18 protein-coding genes and 3 pseudogenes are annotated in these 18,887 nt (G+C 69.6%); 8 read left to right on the top strand and 13 right to left on the bottom strand.

Going from position 1 to position 18,887, the window contains the following annotated elements:
- Together A5678_RS27805 and A5678_RS26390 are read left to right on the top strand one after the other, a co-directional pair.
- A pseudogene (locus tag A5678_RS27805) lies at positions 1-364 on the top strand (hypothetical protein); the annotation flags it as partial.
- Positions 365-505: 141 nt separating this feature from the next.
- A pseudogene (locus A5678_RS26390) lies at positions 506-1,342 on the top strand (hypothetical protein); the annotation flags it as partial.
- Between the two features lie 11 nt (positions 1,343-1,353).
- Here the strand turns inward: A5678_RS26390 and A5678_RS08925 are convergent.
- A pseudogene (locus A5678_RS08925) lies at positions 1,354-2,814 on the bottom strand (Hsp70 family protein); the annotation flags it as partial.
- A gap of 157 nt (positions 2,815-2,971) precedes the next feature.
- Entirely contained in the window at positions 2,972-4,195 is a 1,224-nt protein-coding gene (locus tag A5678_RS08920) for a hypothetical protein (protein WP_068040980.1), read from the bottom strand.
- 38 nt (positions 4,196-4,233) lie between these two features.
- On the opposite strand from A5678_RS08920, the gene A5678_RS08915 reads away from it, so the two are divergent.
- The gene (locus tag A5678_RS08915) at positions 4,234-4,905 is read left to right on the top strand and encodes a TetR/AcrR family transcriptional regulator (protein WP_068040978.1); all 672 of its coding nucleotides are present in this window, start codon (positions 4,234-4,236) and stop codon (positions 4,903-4,905) included.
- A 33-nt stretch (positions 4,906-4,938) separates the two neighbouring features.
- Positions 4,939-5,421: a nuclear transport factor 2 family protein gene (locus A5678_RS08910; RefSeq protein ID WP_156746822.1), complete on the top strand. Its 483-nt coding sequence runs from the start codon at positions 4,939-4,941 to the stop codon at positions 5,419-5,421.
- Between the two features lie 4 nt (positions 5,422-5,425).
- On the opposite strand, the gene A5678_RS08905 is transcribed toward A5678_RS08910, so the two are convergent.
- Positions 5,426-6,082, bottom strand: coding sequence for a L,D-transpeptidase (locus A5678_RS08905; RefSeq protein WP_068040989.1), 657 nt, complete (start codon positions 6,080-6,082; stop codon positions 5,426-5,428).
- 59 nt (positions 6,083-6,141) lie between these two features.
- Complete coding sequence (locus A5678_RS08900) at positions 6,142-6,819, bottom strand: phosphatase PAP2 family protein (protein ID WP_068040974.1); 678 nt, start codon at positions 6,817-6,819, stop codon at positions 6,142-6,144.
- Positions 6,820-6,901: 82 nt separating this feature from the next.
- On the opposite strand from A5678_RS08900, the gene A5678_RS08895 reads away from it, so the two are divergent.
- Positions 6,902-7,384: a hypothetical protein gene (locus A5678_RS08895; protein WP_068040972.1), complete on the top strand. Its 483-nt coding sequence runs from the start codon at positions 6,902-6,904 to the stop codon at positions 7,382-7,384.
- On the opposite strand, the gene A5678_RS08890 is transcribed toward A5678_RS08895, so the two are convergent.
- Positions 7,368-7,655: a hypothetical protein gene (locus tag A5678_RS08890; RefSeq protein ID WP_068040970.1), complete on the bottom strand. Its 288-nt coding sequence runs from the start codon at positions 7,653-7,655 to the stop codon at positions 7,368-7,370. The two genes, A5678_RS08895 and A5678_RS08890, sit on opposite strands and share 17 nt — an antisense overlap.
- A 73-nt stretch (positions 7,656-7,728) precedes the next feature.
- Between A5678_RS08890 and bluB the strand changes: the two genes are divergently transcribed.
- Complete coding sequence (gene bluB, locus A5678_RS08885; RefSeq protein WP_068040968.1) at positions 7,729-8,403, top strand: 5,6-dimethylbenzimidazole synthase; 675 nt, start codon at positions 7,729-7,731, stop codon at positions 8,401-8,403.
- An 88-nt stretch (positions 8,404-8,491) separates the two neighbouring features.
- Complete coding sequence (locus tag A5678_RS08880; protein ID WP_156746825.1) at positions 8,492-9,844, top strand: sulfatase; 1,353 nt, start codon at positions 8,492-8,494, stop codon at positions 9,842-9,844.
- On the opposite strand, the gene A5678_RS08875 is transcribed toward A5678_RS08880, so the two are convergent.
- A complete protein-coding gene (locus tag A5678_RS08875) occupies positions 9,841-10,626 on the bottom strand; it encodes a trans-aconitate 2-methyltransferase (protein WP_068040964.1) in 786 nt (261 codons plus the stop codon). The two genes, A5678_RS08880 and A5678_RS08875, sit on opposite strands and share 4 nt — an antisense overlap.
- 122 nt (positions 10,627-10,748) lie before the next feature.
- On the opposite strand from A5678_RS08875, the gene A5678_RS08870 reads away from it, so the two are divergent.
- On the top strand, positions 10,749-11,957 hold the full coding sequence (locus A5678_RS08870; protein WP_068040962.1) for a S9 family peptidase: 1,209 nt from the start codon (positions 10,749-10,751) through the stop codon (positions 11,955-11,957).
- Here A5678_RS08870 and eccE read toward each other — a convergent pair.
- From eccE to A5678_RS08835, 7 genes are all read right to left on the bottom strand, one after another.
- On the bottom strand, positions 11,947-12,939 hold the full coding sequence (gene eccE, locus A5678_RS08865) for a type VII secretion protein EccE (RefSeq protein ID WP_068040960.1): 993 nt from the start codon (positions 12,937-12,939) through the stop codon (positions 11,947-11,949). The two genes, A5678_RS08870 and eccE, sit on opposite strands and share 11 nt — an antisense overlap.
- Positions 12,936-14,330 carry a type VII secretion-associated serine protease mycosin gene (gene mycP / locus A5678_RS08860; RefSeq protein ID WP_068040958.1) on the bottom strand — a complete coding sequence of 465 codons (1,395 nt, stop codon included), beginning with the start codon at positions 14,328-14,330 and terminating at the stop codon, positions 12,936-12,938. The genes eccE and mycP overlap by 4 nt, the downstream gene beginning before the upstream one ends.
- Positions 14,327-15,745: a type VII secretion integral membrane protein EccD gene (gene eccD / locus A5678_RS08855; protein ID WP_156746824.1), complete on the bottom strand. Its 1,419-nt coding sequence runs from the start codon at positions 15,743-15,745 to the stop codon at positions 14,327-14,329. The genes mycP and eccD overlap by 4 nt, the downstream gene beginning before the upstream one ends.
- Before the next feature lie 81 nt (positions 15,746-15,826).
- On the bottom strand, positions 15,827-16,696 hold the full coding sequence (locus A5678_RS08850) for an ESX secretion-associated protein EspG (RefSeq protein WP_068040954.1): 870 nt from the start codon (positions 16,694-16,696) through the stop codon (positions 15,827-15,829).
- 10 nt (positions 16,697-16,706) lie between these two features.
- Positions 16,707-16,997 (bottom strand): WXG100 family type VII secretion target, encoded by a 291-nt coding sequence (locus A5678_RS08845; protein WP_068040952.1) that lies wholly within the window; start codon positions 16,995-16,997, stop codon positions 16,707-16,709.
- A gap of 42 nt (positions 16,998-17,039) precedes the next feature.
- Positions 17,040-17,333, bottom strand: coding sequence for a type VII secretion system protein EsxG (esxG, locus tag A5678_RS08840; protein WP_066947442.1), 294 nt, complete (start codon positions 17,331-17,333; stop codon positions 17,040-17,042).
- 62 nt (positions 17,334-17,395) lie between these two features.
- Positions 17,396-18,886, bottom strand: coding sequence for a PPE family protein (locus A5678_RS08835; RefSeq protein ID WP_068040950.1), 1,491 nt, complete (start codon positions 18,884-18,886; stop codon positions 17,396-17,398).
- Position 18,887 lies beyond the last annotated feature (1 nt).

Below are 18,887 nucleotides of genomic sequence, written 5' to 3'. Positions count from 1 at the left end.
CGGGAGCCGGCCGTCGCCGCCGGTGGTGGTCACCACGCAGGCGCCACCGGTCTGGACCCCGCGGCACACCGCCCCGCCGTCGACTCAGGCGCCGACCACGACGGTCATGACGACGCCCCCGCCGCCGCCGTCGACCACGACCGAAACGCCCACGCCGTCGACCACCACGACCACCACGACGACGGTGCCGATGACCACCGAGTGGATCCACGTGCCGCTGTTGCCGGTGCCGATTCCGATCCAGGTCCCGCAGACGCAGGCTCCGCAGACACAGGCGCCGCAGTACACGCCATATCCGCAGTACCCCCCGTACCAGCAGTACCCGGGGAACTCGCAGAATCCGTTCCTGAGCCCGGGCTACTAACCGCCGGTCGTCCCTGCTGAGCGCAATTCATGAGCGCGTCCGTGCCCGCGCGGGTAGCGTGGTGTCACCCGGTCGGGCGGGTCTATCCGGTGGTACCCATGGTGGGTCCCCGGGACAAATCAGCGGACTGTGGAGGCGTACGTGGACATCGTGCTGGGAGTCTCGATGGCTCCCGAGACGGTCCGCCTGGTGGTCATCGAGGGCCAGGACGCCGACGGTGTCACCGTCGAACAGGACGAGTTCGAGGTAGCCGGCGACGACTCGGTGGCTGCTGCGGCGGTCGACCAAGTGCTTGCGGCGATCGGCGGCACCCGGGAAGGCGCGCTCGCGGGCGGCTACAAACTGGTGTCGACGGGAGTGACCTGGACGGACCCCGCCGGCGTCGGCGCGCTGCGGGATGCGATGGCCCGCCACGGCATGGGCAACGTGATGCTGGTGTCCCCGTTGCTCGCCGCGGCCGCACTGGCCCAGACGATCGGGTCCGCCCTAAACTACGCGCACATCGCGATGCTGTTCGTCGAGCCCGGGACCGCGACGCTGGCCGTCGTCGACGCCACCGATGGCTCCATCGTCGACCTGCACCGCCAGCAGCTGTTGGACGCCGGGGAAGAGCCGCTCGCCGCCGAGTTGGCGACGATGGTCGCCGGCCTCGATTCGCGGGGGGCCCGGGCGGACGGCGTGTTCCTGGTGGGCTGCGGCACGGACATCGTGGCGGTCAAGCCCGCACTCGAGGCGGCGACCCCGCTCGAGGTGACGGCTCCAGAGGAGCCGGAGATGGCGCTGGCCCGCGGGGCGGCACTGGCGTCGGCGAACGCGCCGCTGTTCGCCTCGTCCACGGCGGCCCTGGCCTACGCGCTGGACCCGGGCACCGGAGAAGTGAGTCCCCGACCGATCGGCCCTACCTACCTGGACGTCTGGGGCAACGCGACCGCCGATGCGCTGGCCTACAGCGCCGTCGCCGACGAGGACGACGTGGCGCCGCGCGGGCGCGGAACCAGGGGGCTGGCCGGGGGCGCCGGCAGAGGCGCGACGCTGGGCGCGGGCGGCGCCTGGCGATTCTCGATGCCAGTCAGCGTGTAGGCCACGCCGCCGATCGCCGTCATGGCCACCAGGGCGGACATGCCGATGATCAACTGCGACAACCGCAGGCGGCGCCAAGGCCGGTCCGGGGGCGGGTCGATCACGTTCAGCCGCATCGACCAGCCGGACGGGCCGTCTTCGTCGTAGATTTCGCCGCCGAACCGCACCCGCACGTCGCCGGGGTATTCGGTCTGCGACCAGGCCAATTCCCGATCCGTCAACGCCTCGTCGTCGATCACCAGCACGTCGCCGGCACCGAGGTCCACGACATCGTTGGCGGCGTTGGCGCCCGCGAGGGCGCCTATCGACGTCCGCGTGCGCAGGCTCAGCTCGCCACCGCGGGACGCCAGCAGCAACGCGCCGCCGGCCGCCGCGAGTGCGGGTTGCGACGGCGTCAGGACCGGGATGCGTCCGTGCACCGAAAGCCGTTCAGCGACAAGTGGGATGTGCGCACCCCCGCCGGCAGTCACCACCGCCGCGAGGTCCGCCCAGTTCTTGCGGTAGCGCACCAGCATGTCGTCGAAGGCGTAGATGAAGCCGGTCAGCCGATCCGCCATCAGGTCTTCCAGATCGTCCCGCTTCAGCGTGTAACTGCAACTGCGTTCGCCCAGCTGGGCGGCGATTTCGGCGACCACGTCGGTGGACAGCCGCTCCTTGGCCAGCCGGCACTGTTCCCCCAGATCGCCGAGTTGGCCGACGGCGGCGGTGCTGGCCGGGTCGATGCCGCTGCCGCGGCCCAGCTCCTCGAACACCCGCAGCAGCAGCTCCTGGTCGATCTCGTTGCCGGACAGGGCCGCGTAACGCATTGTCGCGCTGACGAGTTCGAAGTCGCCCGCGACATCCACCAGCGTGGCCGACGTACCGCCGCCACCGAAGTCCAGCACCCCCACCACACCGTCGTCGGGCAGGCCGAGCTCGGCCTTCACCGCGGTCAGCGACGCGATCGCGTCCGAGACGAGCCGGGGCGCCATGCCGCTGCGGACGAATCCCAGATGCGTCCGCAGGCCGTCGCGCAATGCCTGCACCGTCACGGGTTTCCAGTACGCGGGCACGGCAATGGAGATCTCCGAGCACGAGGCGTCCGCGCCGGCGGCGCGCACCATCGCGTCCAGGGCCTCCACCGTCAGCAGTTCCGGGTCATGCGCGGACCCGTCGGCGGACACCAGCGCTACCGAATCACCGATGCGCTCGACGAAGCCCTTCATCATCACGCCGGACTCGGCGAGGTGCGAATTCTCCTCGGGCACACCAATTTCCGGCGCGCAGTGCGGATAAAGCGTCAGCACCGAACGCCGGCTAACCGGTGGACTCTCGTTGCGCGCAGCGACCAGGTTCGTGGTCCCGATCGACAACCCGAGTGGGTCGTACATAGAGCGAAAACTTTCGTCTATAGGGGTCGGTGGCCAGCGTTAACCATAGCCGTGGACACGCCCAAAACCGATGGCTTGCAACATCATCGGTATTCGGTCGATGCCACCTCGTCACCGAAGTGGTACCGCATACCCCTTGACAAATCGACGCGGTTGCTCACACCACGGTCAGGGGCAGCGAGCGCCTCGGCTCGAACTGGAATGTCGCTCCGCCGCTCACCTTTGTCACCGACACCTCGGGCAGTTCGGCCGCCGCGGCGTCGGTTTCGACCAGTTCCGCGGTCCAGTCGGTGTCCGTGCCGCTGACCCGGACCTCGATGTGCGGGTCGACGGCGGTGGCGATCGCCTGCAGCGGTTGCACCGATTCGGGCGAGCACAGCGCGATCCACGCGGCGTCGTCGTGGGCCGGCGAGCGGTGCACCACGAGCCGATTGGCCGTCTCCGCGCAGACATAGCCCGCGGGGTTCAGCAAGGGATGCAGTTCGAGCACCTGCAGCACGCCCTCGATGCCGCCCGGGAGTCGCAGCGCGCGGTGGATGCGCTCGGCGGCCACGCCCGCTATGCCGGTCAGGCCTTGCGTGCACACCGACACGGCCTGGGCCTCGTCGGCCGCGCGGGCCCGCACCGCGATGGCGAACGACAGGTAGAGCAGGTGCATCTGCAGACAGACCTCGTCGGCCATCCGGACCAGCGCCGAATGTGAGAAGCCCGCGAAGTCGAAGTCGGACAGCAGCGGGCCGGAGTAGTCCGCCTTCCCCTCGTCGGAGCGGTCGATCGGATCGAGTTGCCATGTGGCAGCCAGGGTTTGGCGCACGATGTCCAACGCGGGGATGCTCTGGGCCTCGGGATAGGACTCGTCGATGATGACGGTCCACGCGCAGTGCGGATGGCGGTCCTTCGGCGTCCGCGGCGGCCGGTGGATGGGGCGCACCTGGGCACGGGCGTTGGTCGCCACCGCGGTGGCGTCGAAGGTCGGGTCCTCGATGGTGTGACACATGCCGAACACGTACTTCTCGCCCATCGGCTCCACGTCGAGCAGCGCGCCGCAGTGGTCGAGCTGGAATTCGCCGTGCCAGCGGTCGTGGACGGTGTAGCGGAAGTCCATGAATTGCGGTGGCGCGCCGATGTCGAGCTGCAAGCCCTTGAAGATGGTCGGCACGTCGTCGCCTTCGAAGTTGAGCGCCCGCTGCATGCGCCGGGTGTAGATCGGGCTGGCTCCGGCCCACTCCTCGATGGCGATCTGCACCATCTCGTCGCGGCCGAACGCGCTGATGCACCAGGCCATGCCCGAGCGGTCGATCAGCTGCCCGATCAGCAGCAATTCGGGAACCAGGACGGCCAGCTGCTCGCGGGTCAACCGCGCGTAACGGGATCGGCTCACGGCCCAAAAATAGACTTGGCTATGTTATAAAGTCAACAATGTCGATTGCTGCAGGTCAGGCCGGGGGCTCGGTTGGCCCCACCCGGCGCACCACGGCGCCGCGCAAGCGCGGCGACGACACGCGCGCGAAGATCATCGACGAGACGGTCCGCTGCATCACGGAAGAGGGCTTCGCCGCCGCGACCGCCAAGCACGTCGCCGAGCGCGCGGGCGTGACGTGGGGCGTCATCCAGTATCACTTCGGGGATCGCAACGGCATGCTGATGGCCGTCGTGGACGACGGGGTGGACCGGCTGATCGAGAGCCTGTCGTCGGCCGATGTCAGCGAGCTGCCGCTGCGCAAGCGCATCGAGGTGGTCATCGACACCGCGTGGGGCTGCTACAGCAGCCCGACGTCGATGGCGGCGTTCGAAATCCTGCGGGCGACCCGCGGCGGCCCGGGCGAATCCCCGCGGCGTCATCTGCTGGAGATGAACGCCGCGATCGGGAAGCTGGGCCGGCTGATCACCGATGATCCAGCGAACCCCGGTGTGGCCGAGGTGATCTGGGCGACGCTGCGGGGCGTGGTGCTGGCGCAGATGGTCACCGGGACCGCCGTCGACTGGAGCCTGGAACGGCGCGCCCTGATCGACATGGTGACCCGCTACCTCTCCGACGGTCACGGCTACCGCGATACCCAGACCACACAGAAGACACGCCGCCCAAGGTGACCGCGGCTTGTCACCGTGTGCTGCAATGACCGGATGACCACCCTCACCCTCGACGAGCTGGCCGATATCGAAGCCATCAAGCACGTCAAATACCGGTATCTGCGCGCGCTGGACACCAAGCACTGGGACGACTTCGCCGACACGCTGGCCGAGGACATCAAGGCCGATTACGGGCCGTCGCTCGGCAACGAGCTGCACTTCAACAACCGCGACGAGCTGGTGGAGTACATGCGCACCTCGCTGGGGCCCAACGTCATCACCGAGCACCGGGTGACCCATCCGGAGATCACCGTGACCGGCGAGACCGCAACGGGCAACTGGTATTTGCAGGACCGGGTGATCGTCGCCGAATTCAACTTCATGCTGATCGGTGCGGCGTTCTACCGCGACACCTACCGGCGCACCGAGGCCGGCTGGAAGATCAGCGGCACCGGGTACGACCGGACCTACGACGCCACGATGTCGTTGGCGGGCATGGACTTCAACGTCAAACCCGGTCGCGCCCTGGCCACCTGACCCGCTACTTGGTGATTGCGATCACCGCTCCGGGGCGCAGCCACTTCATGATCGACACCAGCTGAGCGTCGTCGACGGCGACGCATCCCTCGGTGGGTTTCCCGTCGGTGGTGTGGAAGAAGAACGCCGAGCCGCCGCCCGGGGTCTTGTTCTTGTTGACCCCCATCACGACCGCGTGCTTGTACTGCGGGATTTGCAGGTTCTCGCTCTCGGCGGTGTTGAACGGGCACTGCGCCTTCTGACACACCTGCATGGAGTTGAAGGTGGGGCTGTGGTCGTCGCCGCTCCACCAGTGATTGGAGCCCACCTGGGTGTACGGCAGTCCGGTACCGGGATTCGGCGCGGTGCCGAAGGCGGAGTCCAGGGTGTACACGCCCATCGGAGTGGCCGGCACCCCGCTCTTGGCCTCCGCTGCCATGCCCGCCGAACCGACATGGGTGGGAACCCCGGTCCGCAGCGCCTGCCACCCGGCGGCGGAGCGCTGATAGATGTCCATCGTCGCGTTCGACCCGCCGGTGCTCATCACCGAAACCACTTGCGTGGCATTACCGACCGCGTTGGCGAACCAGGGGGCACCCGCCGCGGCACTGAGCGGCGCCAGCGCCAGCGACGCGAAAATTGCGCACGCCGAAGCGAACAGCGAAGCGAGCAGTCGGCGCATGACCTCCATCGTCAAACCCCCACAGCGCGAGGTCAAGTAAAGCTTTAGACCCGGTTAGGTCACCGCGCCGTGACCAAATCTCCCGCGGCGCAGGGTTTTCGGGAGGAAGCCGGGCTCGCGGGCCGAATTACCGTGAAACACAGCAGGAAATACAGGTAGCCCAGCGACCAGCCCGCCAACACGTCGGATGGGTAATGGACGTTCAGCGCCACCCGGGAGATCCCCACGCTCAGCACGCTCAGCGCGACCAGCGCGACCGCACCGCGGCGCACCGCCCGGTTCAACGTCGGCAACATCAGGGACAGCGCGGCGAGCAACGCGGCCGTCGCCTCCAGCGCGTGCCCGGACGGAAACGAGGTCTCGGCCGCGGGCACCAGCATGGTCGACGGCCGCGGCCGATCCACCAGCGTCTTGGCCGCCACTGTGACGAGCCCGCTCAGCGGCGCACACGCCAACAGCAACAGCGCCGCCCGCACCCGGCGCATGACCAGGGCGGCCACCGCCGCCACCGTGCCCAGCACCCGCAACGGGACCGGGCCCAGCGCAAAGGAGACGTCCGCCCAGAACCGCACCCAGAACGGGTGTTTGACCGCACTGTCCCGCGCGGCGTCCAACAGTGACCAGTCCAGGCGCTGCTGCCAGTGCCAGTCCTGCGAATAACCCACCCACATCAGGCCGTACACCGCGACGGCGGCCAGGGCGACGCACAGGGCCGCAATGGTCCGGGATCGCGTCATGCCCTCACCGATACCAGCCGCGCTGAGCGCGGGCGCAGGCGGCCTGACCACGCGATCCCCGGGCCCGGTCCATACTGGCGTCATGGCCGTGTTCGTCCGTAGGTTGTTCGGCATCGGCAAGCTGCCCGACGACGTGTACGCGCAGGTCGAGGCGGAAGGCCTTATCCACCTCGCCGACTACGTCCCGGTGACCCGGCGATTCCGCGGCGCCATCCCCGGCGTGCGCTTGCCGCACAGCGTCGCCAGCTACACGGGTTCGCTGGTGTTCAGCTCCGAGCGGGTGCTCGCCACGTTGTCCATGTTGCCCAGGCTGGCCGGCCCGACCGTCGACGTCCGCTGGGATTCGGCGCACAACGGTGCGGCGCAGGTCGAGATATCGTCGACGGGTTTGCAGGTCCACGTCGACGTCGCCCAGGTCGACCCGAGGTTCAGCGGCGAGCTGTCGCTGCACTACAAAGCCGCCATTCCGGCCGACGTGCTCAGCGGCCTGCCGCGGCGATCGCTGACCTTCGACATGCCACCCGAGTACGTCTTCCGCGCGGTCGGCGTTACCTATAGTCCGTGATGGTCATCCGCGGCCAGGGCGGCTGCCGCAGCACCGCGAGGCTGCCGATCACCGCCGCCAGCAGGCCGGTCAGCACTGCCAGCTGCGCGACTCGATTCCCGTCCACGGCGGGCGTCCAGGACGCCTCGCCGTTGCGGACGACGAAGACGCCGCGCGGTTTGACGACGGGGATCACCGTGGTGCCGTCCGGTGTCTGATAGGGCTCGCCGTACACGCGGCCGGCGGCGACGCGGTCGATCGGTAGCTGGTCGAGTGAGTCCAAGGGCTTCACGGAACACTCCTTTCTCGGGTGTTCGCCGGATCCGTGCTGCGGACACGGTTCACGCTAGCCCGGATTTCCTACGATGACTCCCGTGAGCGAGGAGGCCTTCAGCCCGCAGGAGCGACGGGCCGTCTATCGGGTGATCTCCGAAAGGCGGGACATGCGCCGGTTCTCACCCGGCGTGGTGGCCGAGGACGTGCTGGCGCGCCTGCTGCAGGCCGCGCACGCGGCGCCCAGCGTCGGCCTGATGCAGCCGTGGCGTTTCATCCGGATCACCGATGACGGGCTGCGGCGGCGCATCCACGCGCTCGTCGACGAGGAGCGCCCGCGCACCGCCGCGGCCCTGGGCGAGCGGGGCGAGGAGTTTCTGGCGCTGAAGGTCGAAGGCATCCTGGAATGCGCCGAGCTGCTGGTGGTGGCGCTGGGCGACGGCCGGGAGCGGCACGTGTTCGGCCGGCGGACGCTACCGCAGATGGATCTTGCGTCGGTGTCGTGCGCGATCCAGAATCTGTGGCTGGCGGCGCGCTCCGAAGGCCTTGGCATGGGCTGGGTTTCGCTGTTCGATCCGCACCGGTTGGCGGTCCTGCTCGAGATGCCCGCCGGGGCGGAGCCGGTGGCCATCCTGTGCCTGGGACCGGTGCCCGAGTTCCCCGACCGGCCCGCGCTGGAACTGGACGGCTGGGCCGTCGCCCGCCCGCTCTCGGAGTTCGTCTGCGAGAACCGCTGGAGTCGGCGCCCCCAGTCTCCCCCCGAGTAGCTGCGGTATCGTCGCCGGTCGCGAGCAACTTGGAGAGGTGACGCAATTGGCGCCGGGCGAAGCAGCCGACCGACAAGAGAATGTGCTGATGGTGCACTGGCACGACCTGGGCCGTTACCTGGGCGTCTACGGCCACCCGGACGTCGTCAGCCCCCGGCTGGACCGCCTTGCCGCCGAGGGCGTCCTGTTCACCAGGGCGCACGCCACGGCGCCGCTGTGCTCGCCGTCGCGCGGATCGCTGTTCACCGGCCGCTACCCGCAGACCAACGGCCTGATCGGGCTGGCACACCACGGCTGGGAATACCGCAGCGGTGTGCGCACCCTGCCCGAGATATTGACCGACGCGGGTTGGTATACGGCGCTTTTCGGCATGCAGCACGAGACCTCCTATCCGCAGCGGCTGGGCTTCGACGAGTTCGACGTGTCGAACTCGTACTGCGAGTACGTGGTGGACAAGGCGGGCGAATGGCTGCGCGAACGTACCGAAGATCTCGGGGCCCAACCGTTCCTGTTGACCGCCGGGTTCTTCGAGACGCACCGGCCGTATCCGCGGGACCGCTACGAGCCGGCGGACACCACGGAGGTCGACCCGCCCGACTACCTACCCGACACCCCCGAGGTACGCGGCGACCTCGCCAGCTTCTACGGGGCGATCGCGACGGCCGACGCCGCCGTCGGCCGGCTGCTGGACACGCTGGCCGAAACCGGATTGGACGCCACCACCTGGGTGGTGTTCTTCACCGACCACGGCCCGGCGTTCCCCCGCGCGAAATCCACGCTCTACGAAGCGGGAACGGGCATCGGCATGATCATCCGGCCCCCCGCCGGCCGGGCCGTGACCCCGCGCGTGTACGACGAACTGTTCAGCGGCGTGGACCTGGTGCCGACGCTGCTGGACCTGCTGGGCCTCGACGTTCCCGCCGACGTCGACGGGGTGTCGCACGCGCGTGCCCTGGTAGCGCCGGACCCGCACACCGTGCCGGTGCGAGACCATGTGTACACGACGAAGACCTACCACGACTCGTTCGATCCCATCCGGGCGATTCGCACCAAGGAATACAGCTACATCGAGAACTACGCCGCACGGCCGCTGCTCGACCTGCCCCTGGATATCGAGGAAAGCCCCTCGGGGATCGCCGTGGCGCCGTTCGTCACCGGCCCACGCCCGGAGCGCGAACTCTACGATCTGCGCACCGACCCCAGCGAGACGACCAATCTGCTGGCCGGTGACGCCCCGGGCGCCGACGAGATCGCGGCGGATTTCGCTGTGCGGCTTCATGATTGGCGGCAGCGCACCGGTGACGTCATCCCGTCGGAGTTCGCCGGCACCCGCATCGCGGCGCGTTACACCGAGACGTATCTGCAGATTCACCGGATGAAGCCGACCTCCCGGTCGGCGATCGCCGCCGAACGCGGGATCGAGAAGGAAGCGAGCGGTTAGCCGGCGGAGCGCCGCGAGCCGCCGACCTCGGCGACGATGAACACCCGCCGGAACGGGAAGATCGTCGTACCGTCGGCCCGGGGCGGGTACGCGTCGTCCAGCAGCGGAATGAGTTCCTCGCGGAATCGCTCCCAGTCTTCGCCGCTCAGCCGTTCGCGCACCGGAACCAGCGCCGTCCCGGTGATCCATTCCAGCACCGGATTGTCACCGGACAACTGGTGCAGGTAGGTTGTCTCCCAGACATCGACCCTGCATCCGGCATCCAACAGCAGGTTGGCGTACTGAATCGGCGGCTGCACCACGGCGCCGACTCGAAACGGTATGTCCCGCATTACTTTTGCGTAGGGCTCACGGCGGGCCAGTGTCCGCACCGTGGCGTGTGAAGGCGTCTCGAAGTTGCCCGGGATCTGGACGGCGATCCACGACCCGGCCGGCAGCTCGTTCACCCAACGCACCAGCAGATCGGCGTGCTCGGGCACCCAATGCAAAGCGGCGTTGCTGACCACGACGTCGGTATCCGGCTTGGGCTTCCAGTCCCGCAAGTCGCCGACGACAGCGTCGATGCCGCGTTCCTTCGCCGCGGCGACCATCTCCGGCGAGGCGTCCATCGCCTCGATCACCGCGTCCGGCCAGCGCCGCGACAGGTACTTGGTCAGGTGGCCGGGCCCGCAACCGAGATCGACGACCCGCCGGGCCCGCTCGGCCCCCACCCGCGACAGCAGGTCGTAGAAGGGCCGGCTGCGATGGTCCGCAAAGGCCAGGTAGACATCTGGATCCCACATGTCGTCCTCCTGATCAACGCGCCGTCGCTAGTCGGCAGATAGACCAACCGTATTACCGCATGACGACCCGGCGCCGCCCAAGTGGCCCCGGCAGCTGCGCCGGCCGGTTAGCATCGGCATTCGTGGCGCCCGACACTTCGATTGATCCGCCCATTCCCGTTCTGGACATCCCCGGTGCCTTCAAGGGTGCTGACGTTGAGCTCGACGTCGGCGGATTGCCCCCGAATTCCTCGTTGTCCCCCCGCCAGCGAATGGTAGTCGAGGGCTCCGCCATCGGTGACCTCGCCCTGCGCACCTGGGTGTCGTCGCTGCTGACCGCGACGGTGGCCCCGGCCGTACTCGCCGCCTCCCTGCGGCACGCCGATGCCGGTGCCGAGCGCGCGAACCTGAGCTTCTACGCCGAGCTGGGCGCGCAGCGAGACCCGCAGAAGTCCTTTCCCGCACCGACCGAACCGCCGCGGGTCACGACGCGGCCGGCCAGCCCACTGACCGAGTGGGTCGCCGGCGGCACGGTGGACAACATCGCGTTCGAAAGCAGCTTCACGGCCATCAACCCAGCGATGCGCGGGCTATGGGGCGCATGGAAATCCAACAACACCGTGCGCGCGCAGCACTGGCGCCACGACGACGGGCCCCGTCCGACGCTGTGCGTGATCCACGGCTTCATGGGGTCGTCGTATCTGGCCAACGGGCGATTCTTCGCGCTGCCGTGGTATTACCGGTCCGGTTACGACGTCCTGATGTATACGTTGCCGTTCCACGGCAAGCGCGCCGAAAGGCTTTCGCCGTTCAGCGGTTTCGGCTATTTCGCCGGTGGGCTCAGCGGTTTCGCGGAGGCGATGGCCCAGGCGGTGCACGACTTCCGGTCCGTCATCGACTTCCTGCACGGCACCGGAGTCGACCGCATCGCGCTGACCGGCATATCGCTGGGCGGTTACACCTCGGCACTGGTGGCCTCGGTCGACGATCGGCTCGAGGCCGTCATCCCGAACTGTCCCGTCGTCACCCCGGCAACCCTGTTCGACGAATGGTTTCCGGCCAACAAACTCGTGCGGCTGGGGCTGCGGTTGTCCCACATCAGCCGCGCGGAGTTAAGGGACGGCCTGTCCTACCACTGCCCGCTGACCTATCGGCCGCTGCTGGACAAGGACAGGCGGATGATCATCACCGGGCTCGGCGATCGGATGGCGCCGCCGGATCATGCCGTCAAGCTGTGGGAGCACTGGGATCGCTGTGCGCTGCACTGGTTTCCGGGCAGTCACGTGCTGCACGTGAGCCAGCTCGACTATCTGCGCCGGATGACCGCGTTCCTGCAGACCGTCATGTTCTAGCGGGTTCGGTGGCCGGCGCCTCGCCCGCCAGAGTCGGCCAGTCGAGCTCCGCCAGCAGGGCCGCCGGGGCATCGGTGTGCCCGTCGAGCCGCCGCGTGGACAACAGGTCCAGCGCCTCGAGCGCAGGCCGGTGATTGCCCCGCTGCGGGGTCAGCCCGGCCAGCGGCACCGCGCGCTCCGGTGGCGTGTCGGTCAGGAAGGCGCACGCGGCCGCCACGGTGTTGCGGGTCCCGTCGCCGGCGATCTCCAGCGCCACGCATGTCTCCCGCGCCGGATACGCCCGAATCGCCTCGAGGGTCTCGGCCAACTCGTGGTCCACCTGAACCCGGTATGCCGCAAGGTAATCCGACGCGGCGCGCTGCACCGCGGACCATCTCTCGCGGGGGTTGGAGGTAAGCAATCGCGGGACGTCGTCGGGCGCGACGCCGCTGACTTCCCACCCGGACTCCCGCAGGTGATCGGACAGCCTGCGCGCCGCCACCTGCGCGGTCTCGTGCAACGGGATCCGCGCGGAACGCGCCCGTAGCGCGGCCAGGTTGTCGGTGGCCGATATGGTGAGCCCGATCCACGTCTCACGCCTGGATGCATCGGATGCGTTGTCGCGGCTGGTGATCCGGATCTTGTCCGCTCGGATGCCGTAACGGTTCAGGTATCGGGCGATCAACGGCAGAGGCAGCGCGTCGGCCGCGTCGCTGCCCGGCGCCGCGACCCGCAGCAGCGCGGTTGTCGCAGTGGCAGAGCCGGATTCGGGCGCGGTCACCTCGCCGCGTCCCATGATCGCCAGCCGGCGGCGCAGCAACGTGGTGAAATACAAGCCGCGCCAGCAGCCGAACAGCACGATCACGACGGCCGCGGCGATGCCGAGCAGCCAGTAATCGCGGGGCGCCCGCCAGGGGTAGGCCATCACCGCGGGGACGACGGCCAGCAACGCCAGCGTGATTCGGCCGGCTCCGGGGATGGGTGTCCAGCGCTGCAGGCTCACGGGGTGGGGTCCTTTCGTCGGCGGGTGACGGTGACGGCGACCGCGCCCGCGACTGCGACGAGCACAGCCAGCGCGGCGGTTCCGGCCAGCGCCACGGTCCGCGGGGTGGTGTCCTTGGGCGCGGCTGCCGGCGGCACGGTGACCGGCTTGACCGGCGCCGCGGGAGGCTGATTGCCCGCGGGCAGTTGCCAGGTCAGGGCCGCCACCGGGTCCACGCTGCCGGTACCGACGACGTTGGACGGCGCCCGCGCGCCGTTGTGCGCGGTGGCGGTGATGCGATGCACGACCTGTGTGGCGTTGAGGTCGGGGTACTTACTGCGGACCAGCGCCGCGACGCCGGCGACATAACCGGCCGCATAGCTGGTGCCGCTCACGGCCACCTGTTGCTGGTGCTCGTCGGGCAGCCCGTTGGCCAGGCCGCCGCCGTCGGCATTGCTGACCGACACTATCCGTTCGCCCGGCGCCGCGATGCCCACCCACGGCCCGGCCATGGTGAACTTCGACGGCTGGCCGTCCGGCGTCAGGGAGGCCACCGACAGCACGTACGGCTGCCAGACGGACGGGATGGAGATCGAGGTGACACCGGCCCAGTTGCGCGGATCGTCCGGGTGGCTCAGGTCGGTGAGCGGGTTGGACTCGCAGGACGTGCCGCCGGCGACCGATCCGGTCGGCCCGGTGTTGCCGGCGGCGGCCACGATCACGGCGTCCTTGTCCACCGCGGCGTAGCGAATCGCCGCGCCGAGGGCGGCCTGGTCGACTGGCCGGTCGGCGGGCAGGCAAGTGAGCGTGGAGATGTCGATCACCCGAGCGCCGAGGTCGGCCGCGTGCACGATCGCCCGGCTCAGCGTCGCGACGTCCGACGACGCCCGCGCCATCAGCGGGTCGCCGCCGGGCGTGCGGGGTGAGTACTTGGCCGACGTCGTCCTGATCGACACCACGCGCGCCGCGGGCGCCACGCCGGCGAAGCCGTCATCGGCGGGCTGGCCGGCGATGAGGCCGGCCACCAGGGTGCCGTGGCCGTCACAGTCGGTCAGACCGTCGGTGGTCTCGACGAAGTCACCGCCCGGATCGACGTTGGGCAGCCGCGGACCCGGCCGGACGCCGGTGTCGAGCACCGCCACCAGCTGGCCGTCACCACGCGAGAATTGCCATGCCCCGGGGAGATTCAGCGTGGCCTGGCTGGGCGTAACGGCCGCGGGATCGCTGCCGGGGACGACCCCGGAGACGCTGCACGGGCCGCGTTGCTCCATCGGCTGCTCGGGGCCGGGGGCCCCGCTCGGCGGCGGGACACCCGGATCGACCTTCGGCTGATCGATGGCCAAGGCCGACGGACACGTCCACAACACGGCCGCCAAAGCCGCTGTGAGACAGGCCGATCCGGACCGGATCATCGATTGAGTATCCAGGTGAAGATGCCGACCAGGTAGGCCATGACGGGAATCAGTGACGCATCGAGCCCGGCCGCGACGAAGCCCACCAGCCGGCGCACGGGAAGCGAATAGCTCTCCGGCTCGGCGATGCGCGGGTTGAGGGCCACCACTATCCACACCATTGCCAGCACCACGAGCACCAGCGCCGCGCCCAGGGCGGCTGCGAAGCGTCCGGTGGCGGTGTAGAGCACCAGCAGGACGCCCCCGGCCAGGTAGGGCTGCGCGAGCAGCCACGCCTTGCACGCCGCCGAATCCCATACCCGGGCGCGCAGGACGGAAGTTGCCGCCGTCGCACCCACCACGTACCAGCCCACGCCGCTCAGCGTCTCGGGGCGCAGCGCGATCGCCACCGAGCCCAGGACGCTGAGCAGCACTGCGGCGGCGATGAATCCGCTCTGATGGGCATCGCTGATCCGCACGCGCCGCGGCAGGTCCTCGAGCACCCGCAGCGACGGGGCCGACGGGGTGGGGTCGCCGGGCGCCGGGATGACCGGTAACGGGAACCGCGCCCACAGCGCCGAGAGCTGAGCCGCCTCGACGGTGACGAGCAGCGCCGCGACGATCAGCCCGCAGCCGATGGCGAGCGGCCGCAGGTTCCAGAGCACCTCGGCGCCGGCGGCCAGCAACACCCCCGCTCCCACCACCGCGGTGGCGGTGAAGAAACCGACGATGCGCTCCCGCTCCGCGCCGGGCACCATGAGGGCGATCAGCGACCACGCGGTGACGCCGGCCGCGGCGAGCATGATGTGCGCCGGCCCGAACCGTCCCGGCACCGCCAATGCCAGCGCGGCACCGATCGGCACCAGGGCGGCGATCGCGCACGCCGTCCCGGCGCGCGGCGAGCGCGCCGCGACCAGCAGGCCGACGATCGCGGTGACCGCGGCGACCGCGCCGACCGCGACCAGCCCGGCCAGCGCGCCGGTGGCGACGCGATAGGTGACCGAGAGCCCGGTGGCCAGGAAAGCGACGGCGATCACCGCGGCCAGCGCGCCGCGCTGGATATGCGTTGCGCCCCAGGGCTTCAGCCGCGAGGTCGAGAAGATCATGGCGGCGTCCGCGATGTCCTCGACGATGCCGGGAGCCGCCTGGCCGACCGGTACGGGCTGCAGCGCCAGCAGGTCACCGTCCACTACCCCGACGGTGTCCAGGGTGGCGTCCAGGCTGAACGGCGCGCCGCCGATCGGGGCGAGGCTCAGTTGGATCGCCGCGCCGAGGTCGGCCGTCCCTCGGGCGGTGTCGTCGGAGTCGCCGTTGGATGTCGCGGGAACCACCAAACGCTGGACCGCGGGCAGGATTTCCCGCAGCGGCAGTTCGGCGGGCAACGCCATTTCCGTCAGCCTGCTGTCCGCGAGGATTGCCACGCGGACGATCGGCATGACGGCGCCGGACGTCACCGGACCCTCGAGGAACGCTGGGGCCAGACCTGAAACATCGTTGCTCTCTTCTCTATTAAGGGGTTATGCGTGTTGTGCAGTGAAATCTCTGGCCAGCCGGTGGCCGGAGAACCATTCGGAGTCCGGCAGCAAGGCGGTCAGCTGTTCGAGCGCGACGGCGATCGCGAAGGGTGTGCCGGGGGCGAAGGTCGACACCCACTCGCCGTCGAATGCACGGGACGCGCTGACCAGGACCCGCCCCGCCGCCGCGTCGACGATGCTCATCCCCACCTCCGTGGTGGCGTGCCGTCCGTCGCGGTGGCAGCCGGCGACGATCTCGACGTAGCTGCGCGGACCGTTGAACACCGACTCCACCACCCGCCGTGCCGAATGCGGGATACCAAGGTAGTCAACGACTTCGGCGAGCGAGGCGCCCGAACGCAGCCGCTCGTCGGCCCGCGCGCCGACCCGCGTCGGCAGGCTGAACTCGTCGAATCGGGCCGGCGGTTGCTGCGCGAGCCCGACGCCGAGAACCGGAACCAACGCACGCGGGTCGTCGATGTCCATGGCGGTGAACGTGATCAGCTGCGCGCTGCGCAGCGCCACGATCGTCCTGGCGGTGGTGGCGGGGCGCTGCGCCACGATGCCGCGCAGCAGCTCCCCGGTGCCGGTGTCGTTGGCGGGGCCCACGAAGCGCAGGTCGAGCCAGCGCTCCGGGAAGCACACCACTCTGATCCAGTCGGCGACCGCCGGGTGGATGACTCCACCCTCCGATACCAGACCCAACTGGGTCAGCTCGGCCTTCTGACGCTCGAGGAACGCGTGGCGTTGCGCGGCATCGCTATAGGGCGAGGTGATCGCGAGCACCCATGGAAAGCTGCCCGCCCCAATGGTTTCCGCTATGAACCACGCGTGATCGACCGTCAGCTCGACGGCGTTGGGCTCAGCACTCATCTCACAAGAACTAACCGCCCCATTTGGCGGCTTCGGCCTGGTCGCGGGCGAGCATGGACGTGGTGTTCGCTTCGTGGGTGCTGGCCATCGCCTGGTACGCACGCACCAGGTGATCCATGGCCTGGTTCCACTGGGCCTGCCACGCCTGGTAGGTCATACCGGTGTCGCCCTGCCAGGCGTTCGACAGCGTTGCCTGCTCGCTGGCGATGTCCGAACCGAGCCCCTGCAGCGTGCCGGCGTAGCCGGACATGTCGGCGGCGTGGCTCAACATCGCCGGGTAGTTGTACATGATTTGGGACATGACGAGTCCTTTCGCGGTTGGTGGCGTGTGGAGGCGGCTGGATCAGAAGGCGGTGTAGCCGGAAGCGGCGGCGGCGTCGGCGGCCACGTAGGTGCCCGCGGCGTCGCCGAGGTTGGCCTGGGCGATGTCCAGCAGGGTGTTGACCCGGGCGGCGGCCTCGACGAAGCGGGCATGCGCGGCCTGGAACGCGGCCGAGGACTCGCCCTGGTGGAACGCCTGCGCCGACATCGCTTCCTGCTCGGCCTGGCTGATGGTGCTGCGCATCAGGGCCGCCTTGGCGCTGAATGCCGATTGCGCGGCCACCAACTGCGGAATATGAGCGTCCAACATGCTCATGGTGATTCCTTTCTGTTCGTTCTCAAGGGGTTTCGCTGCTGAAGGGCACGGTGCTGACTGGGTTAACTCCCTTCCCCCGGCTCGGTCCGGTGCGCCGGGTCTTGGTCGGCGCCGTGGTCCCAGGTGCCGGGCATCATCGGCATCGTCGGGCCGCCGCCGAATTCGCCGTCGGTGAGCTCGGTCAACCCGGCCGCACGGAAAGCGTTCTGCTTGCGCGCGGTTCCGGCGAAGCCCAGCGTTCCGGCTCCGGCCCCGGACGCCACCGCCGCGGCAAGGCGATCCTCGTCGTCGTAGTCCGGTGGGACGCCGATGTCGGAGTCCATGTCCAGGTATTCGTCGCTGTGGTCGCGCAAAGCGGCCCGCCGGCGGCGCCGCGCCCGCGCCTCGGCCCGGCTGGCCGCCGCCGCGCCGGCCGCGGGGATGGTCGCCGCCGGCGCCTTGGCGCCACCGCGACCACCCACCGTCGGGCCGATACCCGGGTCCGGGTCACCACCGTAGGCGACCAGGTAGGCGAGAGTGCTCGGCGCCGGTGCCGCCGCCGGTGCGGGCGCCGCACCGGAACTCGCGGCAACCGAAGTGGCCGGCGCCCCAGCGGGAGTCGCCACCGTCGGCGCCAGCGCAACCGCCGGCAGCGACGACGCCGGCTTGGTCGACGTGACAAGCGGTGTCGCGGCGGCCCCCGCCGCGACCGGCGCGATCTCGGCGGGCGCGGCGAGCAAGGAACCCAGGCCGATGCCGAGCAGCAGCGGGATGAGGAAGGGCGCGGTCAGGATCGCGCCCCACGTCGGCCAGCCGACGGCATTGAAGAACACCTGGTAAGCGACGAAGAACAGCAGCGGCCCGTTCGCGGCCAGAAACGCCGGCAGGTTCGAAAAGAAGTTCTGCAGCATCTGCTGGATGTTCTGGAAAAAGTCCTGCAAGAACTTCGACAGCTGCTGGAAGAAATCCGAGATGCCGTTCCCCGGGGTGGACGAGGTTTGCGCGGCGTTGTTCGCCTCGCCGCCCGGACGCATGATCGTCGGCGCCGGGGCGCTGCGCGGCGCGGAGGCGAGCGCCGCGCCCGAGGTGGCCTGATAGGCGCTCATCACGGTGGCGGCCTGGACCCACATCCGCGCATAGTCGGCCTCGTTGAGCGCGATCGGAATCGTGTTGACGCCAAAGAAGTTCGTCGCCACCAATACGCCGTGCACGGTGTGGTTGGCGGCCAGCTCCGGCAGCGTCGGCATCGCCGTCAGGGCGGCGGTGTACGCCGCCGCCGCGATCTCGTGTTGCGCGGCCACACCCGCGCTGTCGGCACTGGCCTGTTGCAGCCACGCCAGATAGGGCGCGTGCGCGGCCGCGTACTGCTCTCCGCTGGGCCCCTCCCATGCCGCGGCCTGCGTCTCCCCCAGCACCCCCGTGAGTTCGGCTGCCGCCGTTGCGTATTCGGTGCTCAGCGCGGTCCACGCGCCCGCGGCCGCCAGCAGGGGCCCGGGTCCCGGACCGGCGCTCAGCAACGTCGAATGCACCTCGGGCGGCGAGGCGATCCAGACGGGCGCGACGGGGAACGTCATT

This window comes from Mycobacterium sp. E2733 (assembly GCF_001667585.1).
Classification (GTDB): Bacteria; Actinomycetota; Actinomycetes; order Mycobacteriales; family Mycobacteriaceae; genus Mycobacterium.
Note: the sequence above shows the minus strand (reverse complement) of the source record. Positions and strands in the feature narration are given on the sequence as shown.